Below are 22195 nucleotides of genomic sequence, written 5' to 3' on the forward strand. Positions count from 1 at the left end.
GCGTATGGCTAAGGGGTCGTTAGCGGACAGGCTGTATGAAAAAGTAGCCAATGATGAAGATGCTCGCACCTGTAGCGATATCAGCGAGGACGCTTGCCGGGAGGTGCCAGGCAATTTCTTCCGCATTATCTTCGCCAATACGCTGACTAAGGTCGGCGACTTGCTGATCAATCCGAAAACCGTGTTGGCCTGGTTAATCAGCGCTGTCGGGGCGCCGGGGGCTCTGGCCGGGTTGCTGGTGCCCATTCGCGAATCTGGCTCGCTGATTCCCCAGTTATTGATAGGGGCGCTGGTGCGTCGCTATCCGGTACGCAAGGGGTTTTGGGTGCTGGGTTCGGCACTGCAGGGGTTGTCCGTGTTGGGGATGGCGCTGGTGGTCTGGTTGCTAGAAGGCTTGGCCGCTGGGCTGGGTATTGTCGGGCTGCTGGTCGTCTTTAGTGTCAGTCGGGGGTTCTGCTCCGTGGCCATGAAGGACGTGCAGGGCAAGTGTGTTCCTAAATCTCGCCGTGGCCGGCTTACTGGGCTGTCGGCCACTCTCTCTGGGGCGCTTACCTTCGCGTTGACGCTGCTAGTGTTCAGCAATGATAGCGACCCGTCCATGCTGTTTTACACCGCATTGCTGGCTGGTGCAGGTGTCGCCTGGCTGGCAGCAGCGCTAGTGTTCCTGCGTGTGGATGAATACCCCGGTGCCAGCGAGGGTGGCAGCAATGCCCTGCGGGAGGCGTGGAGCAGTTTGTCACTGTTGAAAACCGATGTGCCGTTTCGGCGTTTCGTGGTGACCCGCGCGTTGCTGATGGCGTCTTCTCTAGCGTCGCCGTTTCTGGTGTTGTTGGCAAAGCAACAGTCTAGCTTGGGTTTGCTGTTGGGTAGCTTTGTGCTGGCTTCGAGCCTAGCCAGTGCCGTGAGTGCCACGGTGTGGGGCTATATGGCAGATAGCTCCAGCCGAACGGTGATGATCCGTGGCGGGGCGCTTGCGGCGCTGGTTTGCATGGTCGCGGGCGGCGTGTCGGTGTCTGGGGTTGAGGTGGACGGTGTGCACTGGTTGTATCCTGTCGCGTTCTTTGTTCTGGCCATCGCTCATGCTGGTGTGCGCATCGGCCGCAAGACTTACATGGTGGACATGGCGGGGGGGACTAAGCGTACGGATTACACTGCGGTGAGTAATACCGTGATTGGCGTTTTGTTGCTGGTGGTTGGCGGTATCAGCGCGGCGGTGGCTCTGCTGGGGAATGATTGGGCCTTGTTGGTGCTGGGGGGAATGGGGGTGATGGGGGTGGTTTCAGGCGCTTTGCTTAAGGATGTGTAATTAGTCTCTTAAGGTTTAGTTGGTGTCTTTACTCATAAGAAAAAATAATTAGGATTGAGGTCTGTTTATCCATTGGGGAGAACGTGTAAATGAAAAAATATTTAGCGATTATGGCGTTAGGTTTGCTGGCGAGTTCGGCGTGGGGGGAGGCTAAACCGTCGGGTTTTATGCTTGGTGCTGGTGTGTCGTTCGATACAAGTAATTTTGCAGATGAGATTGAAGATCAACTGGACAGGACGGGGCCAGGTTACAGTGTTGACGATGACGGAGCAGCAACAGGGAAGGACATTTACCTGGGTTATGCCTTTGGCGGGGCGTCTTCATTGAGGCTGGGTTACAAATGGTTTGGTAGTCAAGAAGGTGAGGTCCACCAGTATGGCGTCAAGACCGGTGAATACGAAGTCGATGCCGATGGTATGTATATGGCCGCAGATTTATTGTTTCCGCTGAGCGAGACGTTTTTTCTGGGTGGTACTTTGGGTATTCAGAATTGGGATGGTGAGGTGACAGCAAGAAACCCGTTGTCTTCTATAAAGTCGTCATCGGATGGCCGGGACTTTTTTTATGGCGTGCGAGCCAAATTCCTTTTCAATGAAAAGCGAGGCGGTGTCGTGATCGGCTATAACCGATATAGCTTTGAAGATGAGAACGGTGATGATCTGGAATACGATAGCTTGCAGATTGGCTTGGAAGGCTATTTCTACTAAGGGTGAATAAAGAAAAACCGCAGCCTTAGCTGCGGTTTTTTATGACCGTGTTTAAGCTGAATGCGTTTCTGTTAAGCCCTTTTCTCGAATAATAAATCCCACACCCCATGGCCCAATTTTTCGCCGCGGCGTTCAAACTTGGTTTCCGGGCGCCAGCTGGGCCGGGGAGAAAATGCGCTTGGGCCTGCCAAGTTGCTAAACCCTGCGGCCGCATCCATCACTTCCATCATGTGCTCTGCATAATTTTCCCAGTCCGTGGCCATGTGCAGAATGCCTCCTGGCTGAAGTTTGCGCTGCACCAAAGCCACCCAAGCGGGCTGAACGATTCGGCGCTTGTGGTGCTTTTTTTTGTGCCAAGGATCGGGGAAATACAGTTGAACCCGCGCCAAGCTGTTGTCGGGGATGCACAGCTCAAGAATCTCTACCGCATCGTCACAGTAGCTGCGCAGGTTGCTTAGGCCCTGTTGCTCAATCTCCATAAGCAGCGCGCCTACGCCGGGGCGATGCACTTCAATACCGATAAAGTCCTTATCGGGATCGGCGGCAGCCATTTGCGCCAGCGATTGGCCCATGCCGTATCCGATTTCGAGAACCCGGGGGGCGTCGCGACCGAAAACGCTTTCGGGGTTGAGCATGCCTTGGTCGCGCTCCAGCCCAAAGCGGGGCCACAGGGTGTCCAAAGCATTGCGTTGTCCGGCGGTCAGGCGGCCTTCGCGCAGCACAAAGCTGCGCACTTTACGCATGACTTTCCCCGTTTCCGGATCTTTATCGTGGTTGATGAAATCGAGCATGGTGCCGAGTTACCGTATGAGAGGCGAAAGTAATCAAGGGCGGATTATAACCGTCCATTGAAAAAAAGGGCGACAGCGGGGCCACAGGGTGTGGCCTTCACGTTGTCTTGATCGGTGATTTGTAAAGATAACGCTATATGTAAACGCAACTCTGCCCTTATGTGCACGAGCATCGATGATTTCCCCCCCTTGGCGCCAACTCCCTCCAGAGTGGCGCCGTTTTTTTGTCTGTCGAAAGGCTTAGCGGCTCAGACCATCCAGTGGCGATGAGGCAGAGGCATAGGCCTTGCGAGGCATGCGCCCGGCCAGAAAAGCTTCGCGGCCAGCTTCAATGGCTTTCTTCATGGCGGAAGCCATTAGTACCGGCTTTTGTGCATGGGCCACGGCAGAGTTGAGTAGCACCCCATCGCAACCCATTTCCATGGCCAGCGCGGCATCGGAAGCGGTGCCGACGCCGGCATCGACAATGATGGGCACGTTGGCTTCTTCCATGATGAGCTTGATGTTGTGAGGGTTAAGGATGCCAAGCCCAGAGCCGATTAATGAGCCCAGCGGCATTACTGCCACACAGCCCATATCTTCCAGCTCTTTCGCCACGATGGGATCGTCGTTGGTGTAGACCATGACGTTGAAGCCGTCGTCGATCAGTTCGCGGGCGGCGTGCAAGGTATGGGTGATGTTCGGGTACAGGGTTTTCTGATCGCCGAGTACCTCCAATTTGACCAAGCTATGGCCATCAAGCAGCTCCCGAGCCAGCTTGCAGCAACGCACGGCATCTTCGGCGGAGAAGCAGCCGGCGGTGTTAGGCAAAATGGTGTATTTGTCGGGGCTGACGAAATCGAGCAGATTGGGTTCGTCTGCGTTTTGGCCAATATTGGTGCGGCGAATGGCTACGGTAACGATTTCCGCGCCGCTGATTTCGATGGATTCGCGGGTTTCGTCAAAGTCTTTGTACTTGCCGGTGCCGATCAGCAGGCGGGAGGAGTAGGTTTTTCCGGCAATGGTAAGCAGATCGGACATGGGGGCCTCTTAGGGTATTAACGTCTTTTATCAGGTTTGTCCGGCAGCCTTGGAACCTGCACAGGAACTCAGGGGACGCCTGGATCTATTGGCTAAGGCGATGCCTGCACCGTAAATGTTCTTTGGTGCTATCCGCCGCCGATGGCGTGGACGATTTCCACCACGTCATCCTCGTTCAGAGCAAAATCGCTGTGCTGGCTTTTAGGGATGATTTCCCGGTTCACTTCCACGGCCAATCGGCGGCCAGTCAGTTCCAGTTGGCTCACCAAATCAGCAATGGTATTGCCATTTAGTGTGAGGGTATCGCCATTTACAGTGAGCTTCATGATCTTTATCAAACGTGTTTGAAAAGGGACCAGGCGAGCATTAGCCAGCCAATGATTAAGGCCGTGCCGCCTAATGGAGTAATGGCGCCAAGCCATTGCTGCCCGCTTAGCACCAGCACATACAGGCTACCACTGAATACCAGCATGCCGGCAAATAGCACCCAACCGGCGGTGACCATGCTGGGCGCGCCAAATGCCTTGGCGAGCAGGCCGGTCAATAGCAAGGCCAGGGCATGATAAAAATGGTATTCACTGGCGGTGGCCCACGTGGCCAGCATGGACTCGTCTACGCGGGATTTCAGCCCATGGGCCCCGAAGGCGCCGAGCATGACGGCAAGGGCGCTGTTGAGCGCGCCAAGGACAAGCAGGATTTTCATTCAGCGCTCCACAGTGGCTGCCGGGGGGAATGCATTGTACCGGAATTATTTTGCCCTCGAGCGACAGGCTGCCGCTTGGGCCTACAAAAAAGCCCCTCGGGAGGGGCTTTTTTGTATTCTCTGTTGCGTGCCGCGTGAGACACCTGGCATTACGCTGCGATGGCGTTACGCAGCTTTTTGATGGCGTTGTTTTCCAGTTGGCGAATCCGCTCGGCGGAAACACTGTACTCATCGGCCAGCTCTTGCAGCGTGGATTTCTGGTCGGCCAGCCAGCGGCGCTCCAGAATGTCGCGGCTACGTTCGTCCAGCGCCATTAGAGCAGAGCTCAATTGACGGCTCTCCCGCTGCTGTTGATCCTGTTCGGCGAGCAGGTCAGCAGGGTCGCTGTTATCGCTGTGCAGATAAGCGGCGGGAGACACTACGGTGCTGTCATCATCATCATTGGTGGGGCCGTCGAAACTGGCATCGTAAGCGCCCAAACGCCCTTCCATTTCTTTGACCTGTGCGGCAGTAACGCCCAAATCATCGGCCACGCGCTGGGCCTCTTCCAACGTCAGGCGGCCCAAGCGTTTTTTCTGGCCGCGCAGGTTAAAGAACAATTTGCGCTGAGCCTTGGTGGTCGCCACTTTCACGATGCGCCAGTTCTTGATCACATATTCGTGAATTTCTGCTTTGATCCAGTGCACGGCAAAGCTCACTAGCCGCACGCCCTTGGTGGGGTCAAAGCGTTTTACGGCTTTCATCAGGCCTACGTTGCCTTCCTGAACCAGGTCACCTAATGGCAGGCCGTAACCGGTGTAGCTGCGGGCAATGTGTGCCACAAAGCGTAGGTGGGACAGAACCAAGCTACGCGCAGCGTCCAAGTCCTGATTGTAATACAGGCGTTCGCCCAAGCGTTGCTCTTCTTCTGCGCTGAGTACCGGCACGGCGTTAACGGCTCGCATGTAGGCGTCCAGGTCATGGCCTGGTACGGCTAGTGTGAGCGCCTGTGCTTGAGTTGTTGGGTTGGTCATGCGCAATGTCTCCTTGTGAAGACTCTCTATGTATCAATTGAGAGCTGATAGCTGATATTAGCACTCCAATTAATAGAGTGCTAATAGGCCAAAAAGTTCCTTTTTATCAATATAGTCGATGGGTTTCAGCATAACGAGAGAGTGTGAATCACTGGTGAATATGGGGTTTAGAGCCTGCTGCCGCTGAGAGGTTCCTTGGATGGCGCTTTTTAAGGGCATTTGCCCAGTGACGTCTTCCAGGCTTTCTATGCTCTTGGCTGAATCGAGTTTACGCGGCTCGGGCGCGGGGGCGCTGACATCGTCTGTGGGTATATCGGGTCAGCGCCTTGTCGCGTGCAGCTTGTTGGTGTGGTTGCTCAGAAGTTAGGTTCGATATCGCCCAAATGGCGGCTCACTGCGAGCCAGGCGCCGAGAAGCCCTAACGCACCACTAAACAGGGGGAGGATGATCAGGCTGGATAAGGTCATGGAGGTTAGTGATTGCTCGCTACTATACAGGGAGAGCAGTTCGTCAATAGGGCCGCCGAGCCACCACATGGCGCCCTGTACTAGGGCGACTGACATGAGGCCGCCGGCAAAGCCGAAACAGAAGCCGGTATAAAGGAATGGGCGGCGCACGAAACCATCGGTGCCGCCGACAATCTTCACCACCACGATTTCTTCTCGCCGGCTTTCAATGGCTAGGCGGATGGTGTTCACCATGACCAGAACCACTGCGGCGGCCAACGCTAGGGTGAGGGCGGAAATCAGCCGCTGACCCAATTCGATTAAGGCGTGCAGGCGGCGAACCCACTCTACGTCAAGCTGTACCAGGTCCACGTCGTCGGCTTTGGCTAAGCGGTTTTCCAAAGCGCGTAGGGTGACCGGGTCGGTGCTGTCCGGGAAGACCACAATCAATGGCGGCAAAGGGTTGTCTGGTAACGCTTCCAGCACATCTCCAAAGCCAGACAGGGCTTTAAATTCCTCAAGCGCTTGGGCCCGAGTAATCACTTCAGTGCGGGTGATGTGCCCGGTGCCTTGCCATTCTTTGGCGAGTTCTCGCTGGCGGGCCTCACTGGTATCCATGTCGAGAAAGACAGACAGGTGCGCGTTGCCATCCCAGCCGCGAGTGATGGCGCGGGCATTGTCGAGCAGTACCGCTAGGCCGGCGGGTAAGGCCAGAGCGATGGCGATGACGAGAATGGTCATGGCGCTGCTGGCCCGGGCCGCGTTGAGGCGTTGTAAGGCGTCGCGCAAGGAATCCTGGTGGTGTTGGCGCCAGCTGGTGAAGCGATCTTTCAATGAGGCTTGGGCGCTATGGGCGCCGGCTACCCGGCGCGGCCGTTCTGGTTTGCGGCGGTGGGGCTTAACCGGTGTGGCGTTGCGGTTTACCCTGTTGCGTTTGCCTCGGTTTGAATTATTAGGCGCCATGGGCCGCTCCAGGTTCGTCGCCGTCGTGGATCAGGCGACCCTCACGCAGGGTCAGCAAACGGTGGTTATAGCGGGCGATCAGGCTCAGGTCGTGGGTGGCGATCAGCACGGCCACGCCAACCCGAGCGAAGTCTTTGAACAGGTCCATGATTTCTTCAGAAAGGGCTGGATCCAAGTTGCCGGTGGGTTCATCGGCGAGTAAGAGCGGGGGCTTGTTCACCACGGCCCGGGCAATGCCCACCCGTTGTTGTTCGCCGCCGGAAAGCATAATCGGATTGAGCTTTTCTTTGTCCAGCAGGCCCACCTTGTCCAGCGCGGCACGCACCCGTTTGCCAATGTCGGCGCGAGCATAACCCGCGATCACCAGTGGCAGGGCCACGTTATCGAATACGCTCCGGTCAAACAGCAGTTGGTGATTTTGATGAACCATGCCAATTTTGCGGCGCAGCAGGGGAATTTGTCGATTGCTGAAGCCATTTAGGTTCTGGTTATCGATCAATACCTGCCCTTGGGTCGGGCGCTCGATCATCATGATCAGCTTTAACAGGGTGGACTTACCCGCCCCGGAATGACCGGTGAGAAATGTCAGCTGCCCGGCGGGGAGGGTGAAATCGACCTTGCTGAGGGCATCTTTCCCGTTCGGGTAGCGTTTGCTGACCCGGTCAAACTGAATCATTGAAGTCCTTAAGCCGCTACAAGCCGAAGCTTCAAGTGCGGCTTGCTGCTTGTCGCTTGAGTCTGATTTTAACCCGTTACATCTTCAAATAAGGCCTGAACGAACTCTTCCGCGTGGAAGGGGCGCAGGTCTTCCAATTGTTCCCCAACGCCGATAAAGCGAATCGGCAAGCCTGTGCGTTTGGCCAAGGCAAACAGGATACCGCCTTTGGCGGTGCCGTCGAGCTTGGTGAGCGCTAACCCGGTCACGCCCGCAGCATCACGGAACTGTTCAGCTTGGTTGATGGCATTTTGGCCGGTGCCTGCATCCAGTACCAGCAATACCTCGTGGGGTGCGTCCGGGATCAGCTTCTTCATTACCCGGGTAACTTTGGTGAGTTCGTCCATCAGGTTGCCACGGGTGTGCAAGCGCCCGGCGGTATCGGCGATCAAGATGTCGGCGCCGCGAGATTGTGCCGCCTGTACCGCGTCATACACCACCGAGGCAGAATCGGCACCGGTATGTTGGGCCACCACGGGAATATCGTTGCGCTCGCCCCATACTTGCAGTTGCTCTACGGCGGCGGCCCGGAAGGTATCGCCAGCAGCCAGCATCACGCTCTTGCCTTCGGCTTTGAAGCGGCAGGCCAGTTTGCCGATGGTGGTGGTCTTGCCGACCCCATTCACGCCGACCATCAGGATAACGTAGGGCTTTTTGCTGCTGTCGATCTGCATGGGCTGGTCCACCGGGACCAGCAGCTTGCGCAGTTCATTTTGCAGGGATTCGTAGAGTGCGTCGGCGTCCACCAGCTCTTCGCGGCTCACCTGGTCAGTGAGGGCCTGGACGATCACATCGGTGGCTTCCACGCCTACATCCGCCACCAGCAGCTGGGTTTCGATTTCTTCAAAGATTTCGTCGTCGATCTCTTTGGCGCCCACCAGCAAGTCCGCTAGGCCTTTGCCCAGCCCCTTGCGGGTCTTGCTCATGCCCTGCTTCATGCGGGTCCAGAAGTTGCCCTCGTCGTCGTTTACCTCGGGGCTGGCTTCGTCGGCAGGGGCTGCTGCTGTGGCAGCAGGTGCCGGCTCAGGTGTGGCCGCGGCCGGCTGAGAGGCTGACTCAGCAGGCTCGGGGGCAGGGTCTGCCTCAGGTTCGGCAGGTGTTGCGGGCAGCTCGTCGGCGTCCACGCCGGTAAACATGCGCTTCCAGAAACCGGTTTTCTTTTCTTCCGGCTTTTCGTTTGGCTGTGGCCGCTTGTCGTCGTCGGGGGAAACTTCGTTGCTCATGATCAGTCATATCCAATCAAGAAGGGTGATCCTTCTTTTGCAATGAGGCTGCAAGAGCAGGGTGATAACCCGGTATGCTATGCCGGAGAAAAAAGGGACCTGCTTGCAGAGTTGCCGTTCGCGGTGCGAACGCGCCGCTATCCTACCATTATGGGGAGAGGGGAGCAGCTTTGGGTTTGCGGTCCCCAAAATAGAGGTATTTCATGAAAAGACTGATAACGGTACTGGCGTTGGGCCTGTGGTCGCTGACTAGCCAGGCGTCACTGCCAACCCATGCCTTTACGCTGGATAACGGCTTGAAAGTGTTAGTGCGCGAAGATCATCGGGCGCCAGTAGTCACGGTAATGATGTGGTACAAGGCTGGCAGTATCGACGAAGCTCCCTACGAAACCGGCTTGGCTCATGTGTTGGAGCATATGATGTTTAAAGGGACCGAGAGGCTCGGGCCTGGTGATTTTTCCAAGTTGGTCTCCCGATATGGTGGTAGCGATAATGCTTTTACCAGCTACGACTACACTGCCTACTTTCAGCAATACGAAGTGTCACGCCTGCCTCTGGCGCTGGAGCTGGAGGCCGAGCGGTTGGGGCACTTAGATATTGATGATGAAGAGTTTGCCCGTGAGCTAAAGGTGGTGATGGAAGAGCGGCGCATGCGAACCGACGATAACCCGAATGCGTTGGCCTGGGAGAAATTTCAGGCGGTAGCCCGCCCGGGTACCGGTTATGCCCACCCGATTATTGGTTGGCGTTCCTTATTGTCCCAGTTACATCCGGAGCAAGCCCGCAGCTGGTATCAACGATTTTATGTGCCGGGTAACGCTACATTGGTGATTGCTGGTGATGTAACCCGTGATCAGGTTGAACCGCTGGTGGAAAAATTCTTTGCTGATCTGCCTGCCGGGCAGACGCCGCCGCGGCCCAAGCAAACGGTGAACCCGCCAGCAGGCGAACGTCGGCTGGCGCTGAATTTGCCGGTAAAAGTCCCCTTGTTGTACATGATGTACAACGTTCCTTCGCTGGTAACGCTGGAAGACAAAAAAGATTTCTATGCCCTGACCATGCTGGCTGGGGTGCTGGATGGCGGCATGAGCGCGCGAATCGAAACGGATCTGGTCCGCGGTCAGCGGCTAGTGGCCGGTGCTGGCGCCAGTTATAGCGGCATTCAGCGAGGCGATGGGACCTTTACATTGACTGCGGCACCGAACCCTGGTGTGACGTTGGCTGACGTGGAGAAAGCGCTGCTGGCACAGATCGAAACCCTGCAGACCACCTTGCCCACTGACGCGGAAATGGCGCGGGTGCGGGCCGGGGTGTTGGCGGGTCAGGTGTATGAGAAAGACTCGGTGATGGGCCAGGCCATGGAGCTGGGCATGCTTAGTACCTTAGGGTTGGATATTGACCTGTCCACTCGTTTTGCCGAACACCTGGAGGCGGTGACCGCTGAAGATGTACGACGTGTGGCACAGCAATGGCTGGTGCCGGAGCGTTTGACCGTGGGTATGGTGAAGCCGACAGCGCCCACCTCTGATGAACAGAAAGCGGAGCCGCAACCATGAAGATAAATACTTTCCGGCTGGCCTTCCTGCTCGGCCTGAGCGTGGTGCTGAGTGCCTGCGCGGGCCCCTTTTCTGGCTCTTTCCCCTCTACTGAAGCGCAGATTGCAGAAACGGATCCCCAGGCGCCGGCGCTGGATATCCAGTCTTGGCAAACCGAACAGGGAGCCAAGGTGCTGTTTGTGGCCAGCGATGCATTGCCCATGCTGGATATCCGCCTGGTCAGTGATGCGGGTTCTGCCCGTGATGGTGCGCACTCAGGGCTGGCCTCGTTGACCAGCGCCTTGCTGGGTGAAGGGGCGAACGGGTTAAGCGTGGATGACATCGCTCGCGGATTTGAAGATCAGGGCGCCAGTTTTTCCTCTTCCAGTTACCGGGACATGGGGGTGATCAGCCTGCGTACATTGTCCGACCCCGAGTATCGCGAACCGGTACTGGCGCTGTTCCAGCAAGTGATTGCCAGCCCCACTTTCGAACAGGATACGCTGGCACGCATTCGTACCCAAATGATGCAGGGCTTGCGCATGGAAACCCAGGTGCCGGGCCCGCAAGTGAATAAAGCGTTTCAGTCCACGGTGTTTGCCGGTCATCCCTATGGACAGCCCAGTGATGGCACCTTGGACAGTTTGCCGGCGATCACTCGTGACCAGCTGCAGGATTTCTACCAGAGCTACTACGCGGCGGGTAACACCGTGATTGCTATGGTGGGGGATTTGGATCGCGCACAGGCACAAGCCATTGCCGCAGAGATTAGCGCAGCCCTGCCGCAAGGCGAGGAGGCACCGGCCTTGGCGCGGGCCCAGCCGTTGACTAAGCGTCAGCGCGAACACATTACCTTCCCTTCTGCCCAGACTCATATCTTGCTGGGTAATCAGGCCACCTGGCGTGGCAACCCGGATCATGTGGCCTTGTATGTGGGTAACCAGATTCTCGGTGGTGGCGGCTTTGCCTCTATTCTCACTGACGAAGTGCGGCAGAAGCGGGGCTACGTTTATGGGATCAGCAGTTTTTTCAGCCCCATGGCGGCCGGAGGCCCGTTTCAGGTAAGCCTGCAGACGGGCAATGACAATGCTGACGCCGCCTTGACCCTGACTCTGGATCTGATTGACCAGTTTGTGCAAGACGGCCCCACCGATGAGCAGCTGGAGGAGATCCGCGCTAGCATTCTTGGCAGCTTTGCTTTGGGTACCGCCGACAATAGCGACATTATCGGTCAGCTGGGGGCTATCGGCTTCTACGACCTGCCGCTGGATTACCTGCAATGGTTCAACCAGCAGGTGCGCACGGTGACCGCAGAAGACATTCGTGCTGCGTTTCAGCGCAACCTGGCGCCGGAAAATCTGGCCATCGTCAGCATTGGCCCTGAGGCACCAAAGGTTATGTCGGTGGCAACGGACGCGGACAATACGGCCAATGAGGAGCCCGCTGACCGTGCCCCGTAAGCATTCAGGTAGACGCCCTGCTGCCAGCGCTCAGGGGCAGAAAGGGCAAGTAAGAATTATTGGTGGCGAAAGGCGCGGTCATCGTCTGCATTTTGTGGACCATGGTGGCGATTTGCGTCCGTCCTCGGATCGTATGCGCGAAACCCTGTTTAACTGGCTGCAATTTGAGATACCGGGGCTGCGTGTGCTGGACTTGTTTGCCGGCTCCGGTGCGCTGGGCGCGGAAGCCTTGAGCCGGGGCGCCTGCGAAGCTGTGTTGGTGGAGAAGCAGCGAGAGCGTAGCGCGGACCTGCGACGCCAATTAACGCCGCTGTTCGAGGGGCGCCTCACCGTGCAGTGTGCAGACGCGTTGAGTTGGCTGCCTACGCAACGACAGCCCTTCGACTTGGTCTTTATCGATCCGCCCTATGATTTGGGCCTAGTGTCGCCGACCTGTGAGGCCTTGGAAGCCCATGGGTTGCTGGCGGACGGGGCGATTATCTATGTGGAAAGCCGTCGGAAGGGAGAGGTGCCGGCAGTCCCGGCCAACTGGCAATTGACGAAAGAGAAAAGCAGCGGCGATATCCATGCGCGGTTGTATCGGCGGCAAAGCGAATCGGGCTGAGTCAGGCTAGCGTTACGTGCGAGGCATCAGGCGTTTGGTTTTTGTGCTGCAAAAATGGCACAACCTGCACTAGCTTGCTGGTTGTGGCTGCCGAATACTGTGTCTATAAGCAACGAGGACATCGCTATGAATGCCAATGTAACCGCCGTTGCGGCGCCGGTAACGCGTCAGCCGCAGAAAAAAACAAATAAAAGCGACATTCAGCCCCGCAAGATGGATTTTGAATTTGATCCGTCCATACCCAGGTATTGGTTCGACAATGACCAGTTCAAAACTATGCTATTGACGGCGCTGTCGTGCACTTTTCCCGAGGGGGAGCGTTTTTTTGTCCGTTCCGTTCGTCATTTTCAGAAAAAGCTCACTGATCCTTTGCTCCGTGAGCAAGTGAAAGGTTTTATCGGTCAGGAGGCGCATCATGGCAACGAGCACGATGCCTTCAATGCGTTCATGGAATCGAAGGGCGTACCTACCAGCAAAGTGGACGCCTTTGTAAGGGACGGCCTAAAGTTCATGGCTAAGTGGTTGTCACCGGAACGGCAACTGGCGAAGACCTGTGCGCTGGAACATTTCACCGCAATGCTGGCGGAAATGATTCTAGAGCATCCAGAAATTTTCGACGGCATGGACGAGCGCATGGTGCCGCTGTGGCTATGGCATGCGGTGGAAGAAAGCGAGCATAAATCGGTAGCGTTCGATGTGTATCAGGACCAGGTGGGCAGCTATTGGGTGCGCACCTCGGAGATGGCGCTTACCACGGTAGAGTTTATTGGTTTTACTATTTTCCACTACAACCAGTTGCGCGCCGAAATGGATGACTCCACCGACTGGAAGTCCGTGGGCCAGGGAATGAACTGGTTGCTAGGAAAGCCTGGCTGGCTGCGAAAGTTGGGCAAATCCTACCTGTCGTACTACAAACGCGATTTCCACCCTTCCAAGCGCGACAGTGGCTACCTGCGCCAGCAGGGGCTGGAGAAATTGTCGAGGTTGATGAAGCGTCCGCAATTATTGTCCTGATTTTTTAGGTTGAATTAGCGTGAAAAGCACCCGCTATGTCTGAGTTGGCCGGGCTGTGATCCCGGTCAGTTTTATGGCATTAATTCCATCGGCTTTTTTAGTTACAGGGTATATTCGAGGGAGTGTATTCCGGCAGGGAGAGCTCGATGACACCCACCCCTTCTTCACCGTCCGCTTCTGATTCCACTGATGGCAAGTGCCATCAGTGGCGGCGCATATTACAAATGCCTGTGCTGGCATTCCCGTTTCGATTATTTTTTCTTTCCGCGGCTTTTGGCGGAGCATTATTGGTACCGTTATGGATGTTTCTACTCACTCAGGGAGGCATGGATAGCCTGGCCTTGGCGCCATTGCATTGGCATCAACATGAAATGCTGGGGGGCTTCCTTAATGCGGCCATCGCCGGGTTTTTACTAACCGCAGTCTGTAACTGGACCGGTACGCGTCCGGTGGACGGCGGGGCATTACTGGCTCTGTGGCTGCTGTGGTTGGCTGGGCGATTGGCGATGATGTTTGGCGGTTTTTGGCCAATTCTCGCCAGCATTGTCGACTTGTCTTTCCTGCCATTGCTGGCTTGGCTGGCAGGTACTCGTATCTGGCATGCCCGTCAGCATCGGCAATTGATTCTGATGGGGGTGCTGGCGGCTTGCTGGGTGTTGGACCTATTGTTTCATCTGTCTGGTTCACCGCACTATTTGCAGGCGCTGGTGGTGCTGGCGGCGGTGTTGATATTGATTATCGGTGGGCGCATTACACCAGCGTTTACGCGTAACTGGCTGCAGGCCCGTGGCCGGGACAGTGCTCAGGTGCGCACTCCTTCCTGGGCTACGCCAGTGGGCCTGATATTGGCGCTGGCGGTGGCGGTGCTGGTGGCGCTCAACATACACGGAGCGCTACTGGGGGGGCTGGCACTGGCGGCTGCGGCCATGGTGCTGCTGCGTTTATTTGGCTGGGCGCCCTGGCAGATACGTGATGAACCGCTGTTGTGGATTCTGCACCTGGGGCATTGGTGGGTGGTGCTGGGATTTGTGTTGTTGGCGCTGGCGCAATGGCATTGGGTGGCGCCGACGGCATGGCTGCATGCCCTTGGCGCCGGCGCCATGGGCACCACCATTATGGGGGTGATGACGCGTGTAGCCATGGGGCATACCGGGCGCACCATGGCGTTGCCCACCGGTGGTATTGTGCTGTATGCATTGGTGCTGTTGGCGGGGGTGTTGCGAGTGGTGACGGCACTGGGGTGGCTGCCCTGGGGGCTCGGGGTAGGCTGGTCCGCCGGCTTATGGAGCCTGGCCTTTGCTGGCTTCCTGTTGTTGTATTGGCAGGTGCTGACGCGCTCGCGTGTCGATGGCAAGCCGGGGTGATAGGGTGGGGGTGAATGATAGAATAGCTGCAGCGGCCGGAGAGGAAAGGTATGCACTGGCTAAAACGATGGCTTACTCCCTGGCGTCAACGGTTGGGGGCTGAGCAAAAAGACACGGGGCCGGAAGCGGTCAGCAATCCGGCACCGGGGCCGGCGTTGGGTGAACACCACGCCGCCCATGGTAGTGATGAAGACCCGCAGCCTTTGCATCGGGGACGGCGTCGTTTAAAAGAAACCTACACCAGCCACTGGGATCTGGACTACATGCCCCGTGAGGAGCTGGAAGCGGTGCTGTCCGATGAGGCAGAAAAACCCGCCAATGAGAAGAGCTAAAAGCACAGGTCATAAGGCATTGGCCATTATCCCGGCCGAGCCACCTGCATTTCTGTAAAGCGTTTGGATACCCGCACCACGATGTCGCTCTGAAATGCTTTCTCGTAATGCACATCCAGAACATAGGCTTTGGCGCGTAGGCGAATTGCCAACCGGTAACCCACTTCAATTTCTTCAATGGCAAAGGTGACTGGCTTTTTCAGGTAGGCGTAGCGGCTGGTGACGATAATTTCTTCCACGATGGCTTTGGCCTGTTCGATATCGGCATTCAAGGCCACGTGGAAATCGGTGACCACCATCATGTCCAATTCGCCGGCATTGCCGGAGGCCACCACATCGGTAATAAACCGCGAGTTGGGGATGGTGACCAGATTATCGTCCAGGGTTTGCAGGCGCACGGTGCGCAGGCCGATGGAAACGATTTCTCCATAAACGTTATCGAAGCTGACCCGGTCACCCACCCGGAAGGGGCGATCAAATAACAACAGCAAACCGGCTACGAGTGAGGCGGCAATGTCTTTCAGGGCAAAGCCCAGGGCCACCGCGATGGAGCCGCCGGCAGCGAGCATGAATTCTTTGGGGGGCTGCAGTACGCCGATGACCAGCGCGATGGTGCCCACGGTGTAGAGTACAAAGCCGACCAGTGTGGTGATCTGCAAAATCAGGAAGCGTCGGGTGGGCATTTTCTCGGTGATTTTCAGGCTTGCTTTACTGATGCCCCAGTTCAGGGCCCACAGCACAAATCCACCGATAAACAGCAGCATTAATGCGTAGACGTTGAACAATTCCACTACGACAGTCAGGTCGTTGACTATATTTCCATCATTCATTGAGCAGGTTCTTCCGTGTTAGGTAGCTGATCACCTGCTGGTACCATAGGGACACCAACCGGTAGCGGCCATCATCGCTCTTGTGCAGAAACCCTGCATCGAAACCGCCTTTCAGCGCATAACGCACCACATTTTCTGGCAGGTGTGTGACCGCACTGATTTCGTGGCTGGTCAGATTTTCGTGGGTGGCAATGGCGGCATAAACAAACAGGGAGTTGTCACCCATGCCATCGAGAATACTGGCCGAGGGGGCGTTGGGCAGGCCCACGGTTACTTGTCGGCCTTTGACTTTTACCGAGGTCAGGAACAGCCGTAATGCCACCATGGGATTACCGCGACTGGCATCCCAGAGTAGGCTGAAATACCGTTGCTCGGCGTTGCGCAGGTTGCCGGCTTCCGGCCCCCGAGAGGACAATAACACTTCGTCGTAACGTAGCTGGAAACCACTTAGATGATGACGACTGAGAATCAGTGAACGAATATCGGTTTGTCCCCAGCGTTTCACCCGAACCACATTACGAAACTGGTATTCCCGACCGAACACGTTGCATAGGTAGGCCCAGCTTTGGTTGTTGATCAGTAGCAGCCAGAACACATTGTCCACCCGGGCGTTAACCAGATTGAGCACCGTGCGCCAGCCTTCCAGGCCGCCCAGTTGGGCAAGGAAGAAATTTTGCGCTTCGTCTAGCACCACCAGGGTGGGCTGCCTGTGTTCATCGTCCTTGACCAGCGCGGCCGGCCCGTCGTTGATTAGGTCGGTGCCCAGTGCATCGCCAATCAGCTGGTGAATGGCTTCTGGGGTGCAGGTCTTGGCGGGTACTTTCAGGTGCAAGGTATTTAAGGATTCACAGCTTTTTTCCAGTACCTTGTCGAGCTTGCCAAGAGAGACACTTTTGCCGCAGCCTTTTTCACCGGAAACCACCAAGGCGTTTTCATCGGTTTTATCTTCGTGCCAGCGCTGAATGCTTTTTTCTATGGCGGCTACTAAGCCGGTGTCGATGAACGGGGGTTTGTTCACATCGTCGGGCAAGGCGGGGGCAAACCAGCGTTCGTAGGATTGGGCCACCGGTTCTTCGCTATTGCCACCGTCGTCTTCGTCGGTGGCTACATTGGCACGGAAACGGAACCAGCGGGCTTTGAGTCGCATATACCAGTCAAAATCCGCCAGTACCCGGTCCACAAAACCAACCAAGAAACTTACCAGTGCAATGGGCAGTAGTAGGGGCGCCACCAACCAGAATAATCTCGGGCTTAACAAGCGGGCGATCAGTGGGTCTACTTGGGAGGGCATCGGGGCTTGCAGACACACTTGATAGTCCTTATGGCGTAAGGCCAGCAGGCGTCCAAGCCCGGTATAGATGGTCACCATTAGTACCCCAAGGAACAGGTAATACATTAGCGAAGGGCCTAGGCTTTCCCAAACGATGATGACCGGCGCCCAGGGAATAATGATCCAGCGGGCTAGGTTGCGGGCGTGCTGTGTCACTTGACGGGTTTGCTCGCCCCCTAGGTAGGCATTGGCGCTTTGTGCCACACGCAGTATTAACCACTCACCGATCAGGCAAAGCAGCCCGTAGATGACATAGAGCTGGGCCAGTGGCAGCAGCCATAGCAGAATCTTGCTGGATGGGGTGTCCAATAAGGAACCTAGATGATCAAGCGCTAGCCAGATCAAAACCCACGGCAGAATCGGCGCCAAGCCACTGATCAAACGGCTGGCATTGAGTAACCAGCGGCGTTCACCACTGAGTTGAACCACCCGGTCGTGTAAAGCGAGCGCCCAGTGGCGGGTGCGCTGAGCCAGCTGGATTAGTAGCCAGAAGCCTGCGGCGCCGAGAATCAAGGCGAGAATGTTCTGCAGCACTGGCATGTAGCCGCCATCGCGTAAGGGGCCGTTCAGATCGTAGCGAACCAGCACGAGGATGTTCCTCAGGTGTTGAGTAATTCGCTGGCTTTCGTGTTGCAACAGTTGTGGTGCCTGGCGCAGTCCTCCCAGGTTATCGATTTGGGTCAGCAATGGCCGGGTTTTCCATTGCTCCGAGCGTAGGGTGCGGCCGTTACTCTGGATATCCAGTCTAGCTTTGAGCAGGGTTCGCCATTCGTCGGAGCGGGCGCCGCTGCTGGGCAGCGGTAAGGCCGGCAAATTCAGCCACAATGCGTCCAATGTTTGCAGGGCAATATCGGGGTTGTTTTGCAGTTGCCCAAGCACCGCCCACAACTGTTCGGTGTGTTGCTGAAGACGCTGGCTAGCCGAGGCGATGGTGGCATCGGGATTATCCGCCATGGCCTGTAGCTGCTCATGGTGAATTGCCAAGTTTCGGAATGCTTGTCGTTGAGCAAAGCTGAGGGAAAAAAACGAATGACGTAACGTATGGATGGACTGTTCCAGGCTGTTGATTTGCCGTGTCAGGTTGTCGATATCATTTTGTAGATCCGGGCACTTGCTGTCGGTGATGGCTAGTGGCTGGGGCGGCGGCAAGGGTAGTAGCGGTCGCTGATTTAGAGGGCGCCCCAATACGGTGTCGAGCTGATCCGAGGTGGGGATCTCGCCCTTAATCATCGCCAGCAGCGCCGCCTGGTTCTCCTGTAGCTGCTTACGTTGTTGATTAAGCTGAGCGTGAGTCAGTTCTGCCGCCTCACAGGCAGCACTCTCAGCTGCCTGCAGCGGCGATACTACCAATAGAGCCAATAGCCCAAAAACCAGCCAGACGCGGGGCGATACCATTCGCTGTTCCTCTGCTCCATGAAGGCCTGCGGTCAGGCTTGGTGTTGTTCTGTGTTGTGAGCATTGTAGGAAGGCGATGCCTGGCTTGTATAGCGATTGCCATAATTGATCGGTGGCATGGGGAATATCCACGGGTGTAAACATACCGGGTTGCTATAGTCAAAGCCATAAATCAGGACTGACCCGGCTGGGTCAATTTCTAGAAGGAGAATGCGATGCAAGAGATGACGGTACGCGCTTTGATGGCAAAACACCCCATGGCTATTGAAATGGGTACTGAGCTTACCGAGGTGGTGGATGTGTTGTTGCAGCACAAGTTTACTGGGCTGCCAGTGGTGGATAGCCAGAACAAGGTGGTGGGGTTTGTGTCGGAACAGGATTGCCTGCGCAGGTTATTGATCTCCAGCTATCACTGTGAAGGTTCTTTGGTCGTGGAAGAATTTATGCACGACCAGCCATTGACCGTTAGTGAAGAGGATTCGGCGGTGAATGTGGCGGAGTTGATGGTGACCCAGAAGCCTAAGATCTATCCGGTGGTGAATGCCCAGGGCGTTCTGACTGGTTTGCTGACCCGTGAGCAGGTGTTGCGAGCGCTTAAAGACAATCGCCGGGGCTGCGATTGAGGGCTATGCAGAAAACCACCATGGTTCTGTGAACCCGTAGCGTTTGCTTCTGTGGCCCAGTGGATCTGGGCCGTGTTACGGTGCCTCTAGAAAACCTCTTACGTGCTCAGCGTGGTTTGGAGTACTCACTCGTTGTACTTTCTCGACAGGCGATCCCATGCCTTCAAAACCCCGTCTTCTGTGCCCCCAATGGGGTATAAATTGCGAACTAGCTTGAGAGACGGAGAATATAGGGCGTTTTTCAGCGCTTCCCTCGCAAGCTTTTTACAATCCGCCTGATCTCAACCGGACGCTTCATGCCATGTTCGATGCCTTGCCATCGGGGTATGCTCAGGGTCAAACCGTGCTACTGAGCCTCTATCGATAACGACTGAAAACCGCACAACCCCAGTGGAGTGATCATGGATTATCAAGACATCAAGACCGAGCTGGCCGAAAATATTTTGACTATTACCCTTAACCGTCCTGATCGCCTTAATGCTTTTACTTTGCGCATGAAAGACGAAATGGTTGATGCCCTGGCTGAAGCAGACAGCAATGATGATATCCGGGCCGTTATCGTTACGGGGGCGGGTAAGGTTTTCTGTGCAGGAATGGAAATGGAGCCGGAAGGTGGCGGCCACCTGTTTGGCTATGACGACGCTGAGGGTATGGAGCCGCCGTTAGAGACCATCCGCGATTCCGGCGGCGAACTGTCGCTGGCAATCTATAATTGTCGCAAGCCCGTGATCGCCGCCATTAACGGCGCGGCGGTGGGGGTGGGGATCACTATGACCCTACCCATGGATATTCGCCTGGTGGCGACCAACAGCAAAATCGGTTTTGTTTTTACCCAGCGCGGTGTAACGCCGGAGGCCTGTTCTTCTTGGTTCCTGCCGCGGGTGGTGGGTATACAGAAAGCGCTGGAGTGGGTGATTAGCGGTGATATTTTCATGGCTGAAGAAGGTGAGAAAGCAGGGCTGTTCCACAGTGTGCATGACAAAGACGAGGTGGTGGAGGTGGCCCGCTGCATCGCTCGAAAGCTGATTGCAAAAAGTTCGCCGGTGGCGGTGGCGTTGGCCAAGCAGATGTTGTGGCGCAACCCGAATTTTTCCCACCCAGCCGAAGCCCATGTGGTGGAATCAAAAATGATTTATTGGTCCAATGAATTTTGGGACGGGAAAGACGGGTTTACCGCTTTTCTTGAAAAGCGCCCGCCGCGTTTTGATACTTCGCTGGCGGATGTGCCCAAACAATTTGATTTTTGGGAAGCGCCTCCGATTAAATAAGGTGGTTTTTTGGGCCGCCGCTTGGCGGCCTTTTTGCGTGTGCGTCGTTTTGCGGCGAAAATTATGAGGCAGAGAGTGATGAAAAAAGAAACCATTGCCATTCATGGGGGCTTTGCCGGTGACCCGCAGACCCATGCGGTGGCCGTACCCATGTATCAAACCACCAGTTATTACTTTGATGATACCCAGCATGGGGCGGATCTATTTGACCTGAAAGTACCGGGCAATATTTATAGCCGCATCATGAACCCGACTAACGCTGTGCTGGAAGAGCGCGTTGCGCAACTGGAAGGGGGCATTGGTGCCTTGGCGATGGCGTCGGGCATGGCGGCGATTACCGCGACGATCCAAACGCTGGCAAAGGCGGGAGACAATATTGTTTCAACCAGCCAGCTTTATGGCGGTACCTACAATTTGTTTGCGCATACCTTGCCGAACCAGGGTATTGAGGTGCGCATGGCCGATGGCCGCAATCCTCAGGCGATTGCCGATGCTATTGATGAAAAAACGAAGATGGTGTTCTGCGAATCCATCGGCAACCCGGCGGGCAATGTGGTCGATATGGCTGCGTTGGCTAAGGTAGCCCATGACGCGGGTGTACCGCTTGTAGTTGATAACACCGTGGCAACGCCTGCATTGTGCCGACCCTTTGAGCATGGCGCTGATATTGTGGTGCATTCGCTGACCAAATACATGGGCGGACATGGCACCACCATTGCTGGCGCTATCGTCGATTCAGGGAAGTTTCCATGGAAAGGAAACCCTCGCTTCCCGCAGTTTAATGAGCCGGATCCAAGCTATCATGGTGTGGTGTACGTGGAGGCCATGGGAGAGGCGGCGTTTATTGGTCGTGCTCGGGTTGTCCCACTGCGTAATATGGGGGCAGCGTTATCTCCTATGAATGCGTTTTTAATTATGCAGGGCATTGAAACCTTGAGCCTGCGGATGGAACGGCATTGCGAGAACGCGGTGAAAGTGGCGACATACTTGCGTGATCATGCCAAGGTGAGTTGGGTTAATTTTGCCGGGCTGGAAACCGACAAAGATTATGGTCTAGCGCAGCAGTACATGGATGGAGGAGTGCCCTCGTCTATTCTCAGCTTTGGTGTGCAAGGGGGGCGTGATGCCGGCGCGCGCTTTATTGATGCGTTGGCATTGATCAAGCGGCTGGTGAATATCGGTGATGCTAAGTCTCTGGCGTGCCATCCAGCGACCACTACGCACCGTCAGCTTAATGATGAAGAGCTGAGCAAGGCTGGGGTTAGTGCGGACTTGGTACGTTTGTCCATTGGTATTGAGCATGTTGACGATATCCTGGCGGATATCGAGCAGGCGTTGGCGGCGGTTTAGTGCCTTTGAGCAAGGCTGAACGGGCCAGGGAGTATTCAGATGCTCCCTGGCCCTGAGCCTCAAATCGGCCTGTCGTCATTCCGTGCGTTTAAAGGGTTTGGCAAAGCCGCTTTCCAGTTATTGCATATACTCCATTTGGGCGATTTGATATTGCCTTAAGGTCCATATACTGAGAGTTCGTTTGTGATGGTTGGGGTATGGCA

The 22195-nt window shown here is 56.0% G+C and carries 21 protein-coding genes; 11 read left to right on the plus strand and 10 right to left on the minus strand.

Annotation, left to right across the window (positions count from 1 at the left end; translation table 11 throughout):
• Window positions 1-4: 4 nt before the first annotated feature.
• Window positions 5-1306, plus strand: a complete 1302-nt coding sequence (locus Y017_RS07355) for an MFS transporter (protein WP_035459977.1) — start codon at window positions 5-7, stop codon at window positions 1304-1306.
• A gap of 89 nt (window positions 1307-1395) precedes the next feature.
• Window positions 1396-2013 (plus strand): outer membrane beta-barrel protein, encoded by a 618-nt coding sequence (locus tag Y017_RS07360; protein WP_035459980.1) that lies wholly within the window; start codon window positions 1396-1398, stop codon window positions 2011-2013.
• A gap of 71 nt (window positions 2014-2084) precedes the next feature.
• Here Y017_RS07360 and trmB read toward each other — a convergent pair whose 3' ends face one another.
• The 8 genes from trmB to ftsY form a co-directional block, all read right to left on the minus strand.
• Complete coding sequence (gene trmB / locus Y017_RS07365; RefSeq protein ID WP_011589844.1) at window positions 2085-2804, minus strand: tRNA (guanosine(46)-N7)-methyltransferase TrmB; 720 nt, start codon at window positions 2802-2804, stop codon at window positions 2085-2087.
• A gap of 240 nt (window positions 2805-3044) precedes the next feature.
• Window positions 3045-3824, minus strand: coding sequence for a thiazole synthase (locus Y017_RS07370; RefSeq protein ID WP_011589843.1), 780 nt, complete (start codon window positions 3822-3824; stop codon window positions 3045-3047).
• A gap of 128 nt (window positions 3825-3952) precedes the next feature.
• The gene (gene thiS / locus Y017_RS07375) at window positions 3953-4150 is read right to left on the minus strand and encodes a sulfur carrier protein ThiS (protein ID WP_011589842.1); all 198 of its coding nucleotides are present in this window, start codon (window positions 4148-4150) and stop codon (window positions 3953-3955) included.
• An 8-nt stretch (window positions 4151-4158) separates the two neighbouring features.
• A complete protein-coding gene (locus tag Y017_RS07380; RefSeq protein ID WP_035459983.1) occupies window positions 4159-4527 on the minus strand; it encodes a DUF423 domain-containing protein in 369 nt (122 codons plus the stop codon).
• Window positions 4528-4676: 149 nt separating this feature from the next.
• Window positions 4677-5540, minus strand: coding sequence for an RNA polymerase sigma factor RpoH (gene rpoH / locus Y017_RS07385; protein ID WP_035459986.1), 864 nt, complete (start codon window positions 5538-5540; stop codon window positions 4677-4679).
• Window positions 5541-5896: 356 nt separating this feature from the next.
• A complete protein-coding gene (gene ftsX / locus Y017_RS07390) occupies window positions 5897-6949 on the minus strand; it encodes a permease-like cell division protein FtsX (protein WP_035459988.1) in 1053 nt (350 codons plus the stop codon).
• Window positions 6939-7625, minus strand: coding sequence for a cell division ATP-binding protein FtsE (gene ftsE, locus Y017_RS07395; RefSeq protein WP_011589838.1), 687 nt, complete (start codon window positions 7623-7625; stop codon window positions 6939-6941). Before ftsE ends, ftsX begins: the two co-directional genes overlap by 11 nt.
• 68 nt (window positions 7626-7693) lie before the next feature.
• A complete protein-coding gene (ftsY, locus tag Y017_RS07400; RefSeq protein ID WP_011589837.1) occupies window positions 7694-8887 on the minus strand; it encodes a signal recognition particle-docking protein FtsY in 1194 nt (397 codons plus the stop codon).
• A gap of 203 nt (window positions 8888-9090) precedes the next feature.
• Here ftsY and Y017_RS07405 point away from each other — a divergent pair, with 203 nt between their 5' ends.
• The 6 genes from Y017_RS07405 to Y017_RS07430 all read left to right on the plus strand — a co-directional run bounded on the left by Y017_RS07405 (window position 9091) and on the right by Y017_RS07430 (window position 15196).
• Window positions 9091-10443 (plus strand): pitrilysin family protein, encoded by a 1353-nt coding sequence (locus tag Y017_RS07405; protein ID WP_035459991.1) that lies wholly within the window; start codon window positions 9091-9093, stop codon window positions 10441-10443.
• A complete protein-coding gene (locus Y017_RS07410; protein ID WP_011589835.1) occupies window positions 10440-11882 on the plus strand; it encodes a pitrilysin family protein in 1443 nt (480 codons plus the stop codon). The genes Y017_RS07405 and Y017_RS07410 overlap by 4 nt, the downstream gene beginning before the upstream one ends.
• Window positions 11872-12486 (plus strand): 16S rRNA (guanine(966)-N(2))-methyltransferase RsmD, encoded by a 615-nt coding sequence (gene rsmD / locus Y017_RS07415; protein WP_050731521.1) that lies wholly within the window; start codon window positions 11872-11874, stop codon window positions 12484-12486. The genes Y017_RS07410 and rsmD overlap by 11 nt, the downstream gene beginning before the upstream one ends.
• A 126-nt stretch (window positions 12487-12612) precedes the next feature.
• Entirely contained in the window at window positions 12613-13500 is an 888-nt protein-coding gene (locus tag Y017_RS07420; protein WP_035459994.1) for a metal-dependent hydrolase, read from the plus strand.
• A 146-nt stretch (window positions 13501-13646) separates the two neighbouring features.
• Window positions 13647-14864: an NnrS family protein gene (locus Y017_RS07425; RefSeq protein WP_231483434.1), complete on the plus strand. Its 1218-nt coding sequence runs from the start codon at window positions 13647-13649 to the stop codon at window positions 14862-14864.
• 50 nt (window positions 14865-14914) lie between these two features.
• Window positions 14915-15196 (plus strand): hypothetical protein, encoded by a 282-nt coding sequence (locus Y017_RS07430; RefSeq protein WP_011589831.1) that lies wholly within the window; start codon window positions 14915-14917, stop codon window positions 15194-15196.
• A 26-nt stretch (window positions 15197-15222) separates the two neighbouring features.
• Here the strand turns inward: Y017_RS07430 and Y017_RS07435 are convergent, their stop codons facing one another.
• Window positions 15223-16026, minus strand: a complete 804-nt coding sequence (locus tag Y017_RS07435; protein WP_011589830.1) for a mechanosensitive ion channel family protein — start codon at window positions 16024-16026, stop codon at window positions 15223-15225.
• Window positions 16019-18751, minus strand: a complete 2733-nt coding sequence (locus Y017_RS07440) for an ATP-binding protein (RefSeq protein WP_011589829.1) — start codon at window positions 18749-18751, stop codon at window positions 16019-16021. The genes Y017_RS07435 and Y017_RS07440 overlap by 8 nt, the downstream gene beginning before the upstream one ends.
• A 215-nt stretch (window positions 18752-18966) precedes the next feature.
• Between Y017_RS07440 and Y017_RS07445 the strand changes: the two genes are divergently transcribed.
• The 3 genes from Y017_RS07445 (at window position 18967) to Y017_RS07455 (ending at window position 21992) form a co-directional block, all read left to right on the plus strand.
• Window positions 18967-19374 (plus strand): CBS domain-containing protein, encoded by a 408-nt coding sequence (locus tag Y017_RS07445; protein WP_011589828.1) that lies wholly within the window; start codon window positions 18967-18969, stop codon window positions 19372-19374.
• Window positions 19375-19775: 401 nt separating this feature from the next.
• Complete coding sequence (locus Y017_RS07450; RefSeq protein WP_035459997.1) at window positions 19776-20642, plus strand: enoyl-CoA hydratase-related protein; 867 nt, start codon at window positions 19776-19778, stop codon at window positions 20640-20642.
• A gap of 78 nt (window positions 20643-20720) precedes the next feature.
• On the plus strand, window positions 20721-21992 hold the full coding sequence (locus tag Y017_RS07455; protein ID WP_035460152.1) for an O-acetylhomoserine aminocarboxypropyltransferase/cysteine synthase family protein: 1272 nt from the start codon (window positions 20721-20723) through the stop codon (window positions 21990-21992).
• The last annotated feature ends 203 nt before the right edge of the window (window positions 21993-22195 follow it).

The organism is Alcanivorax sp. 97CO-5 (assembly GCF_000524665.1).
Classification (GTDB): Bacteria; Pseudomonadota; Gammaproteobacteria; order Pseudomonadales; family Alcanivoracaceae; genus Alcanivorax; species Alcanivorax borkumensis.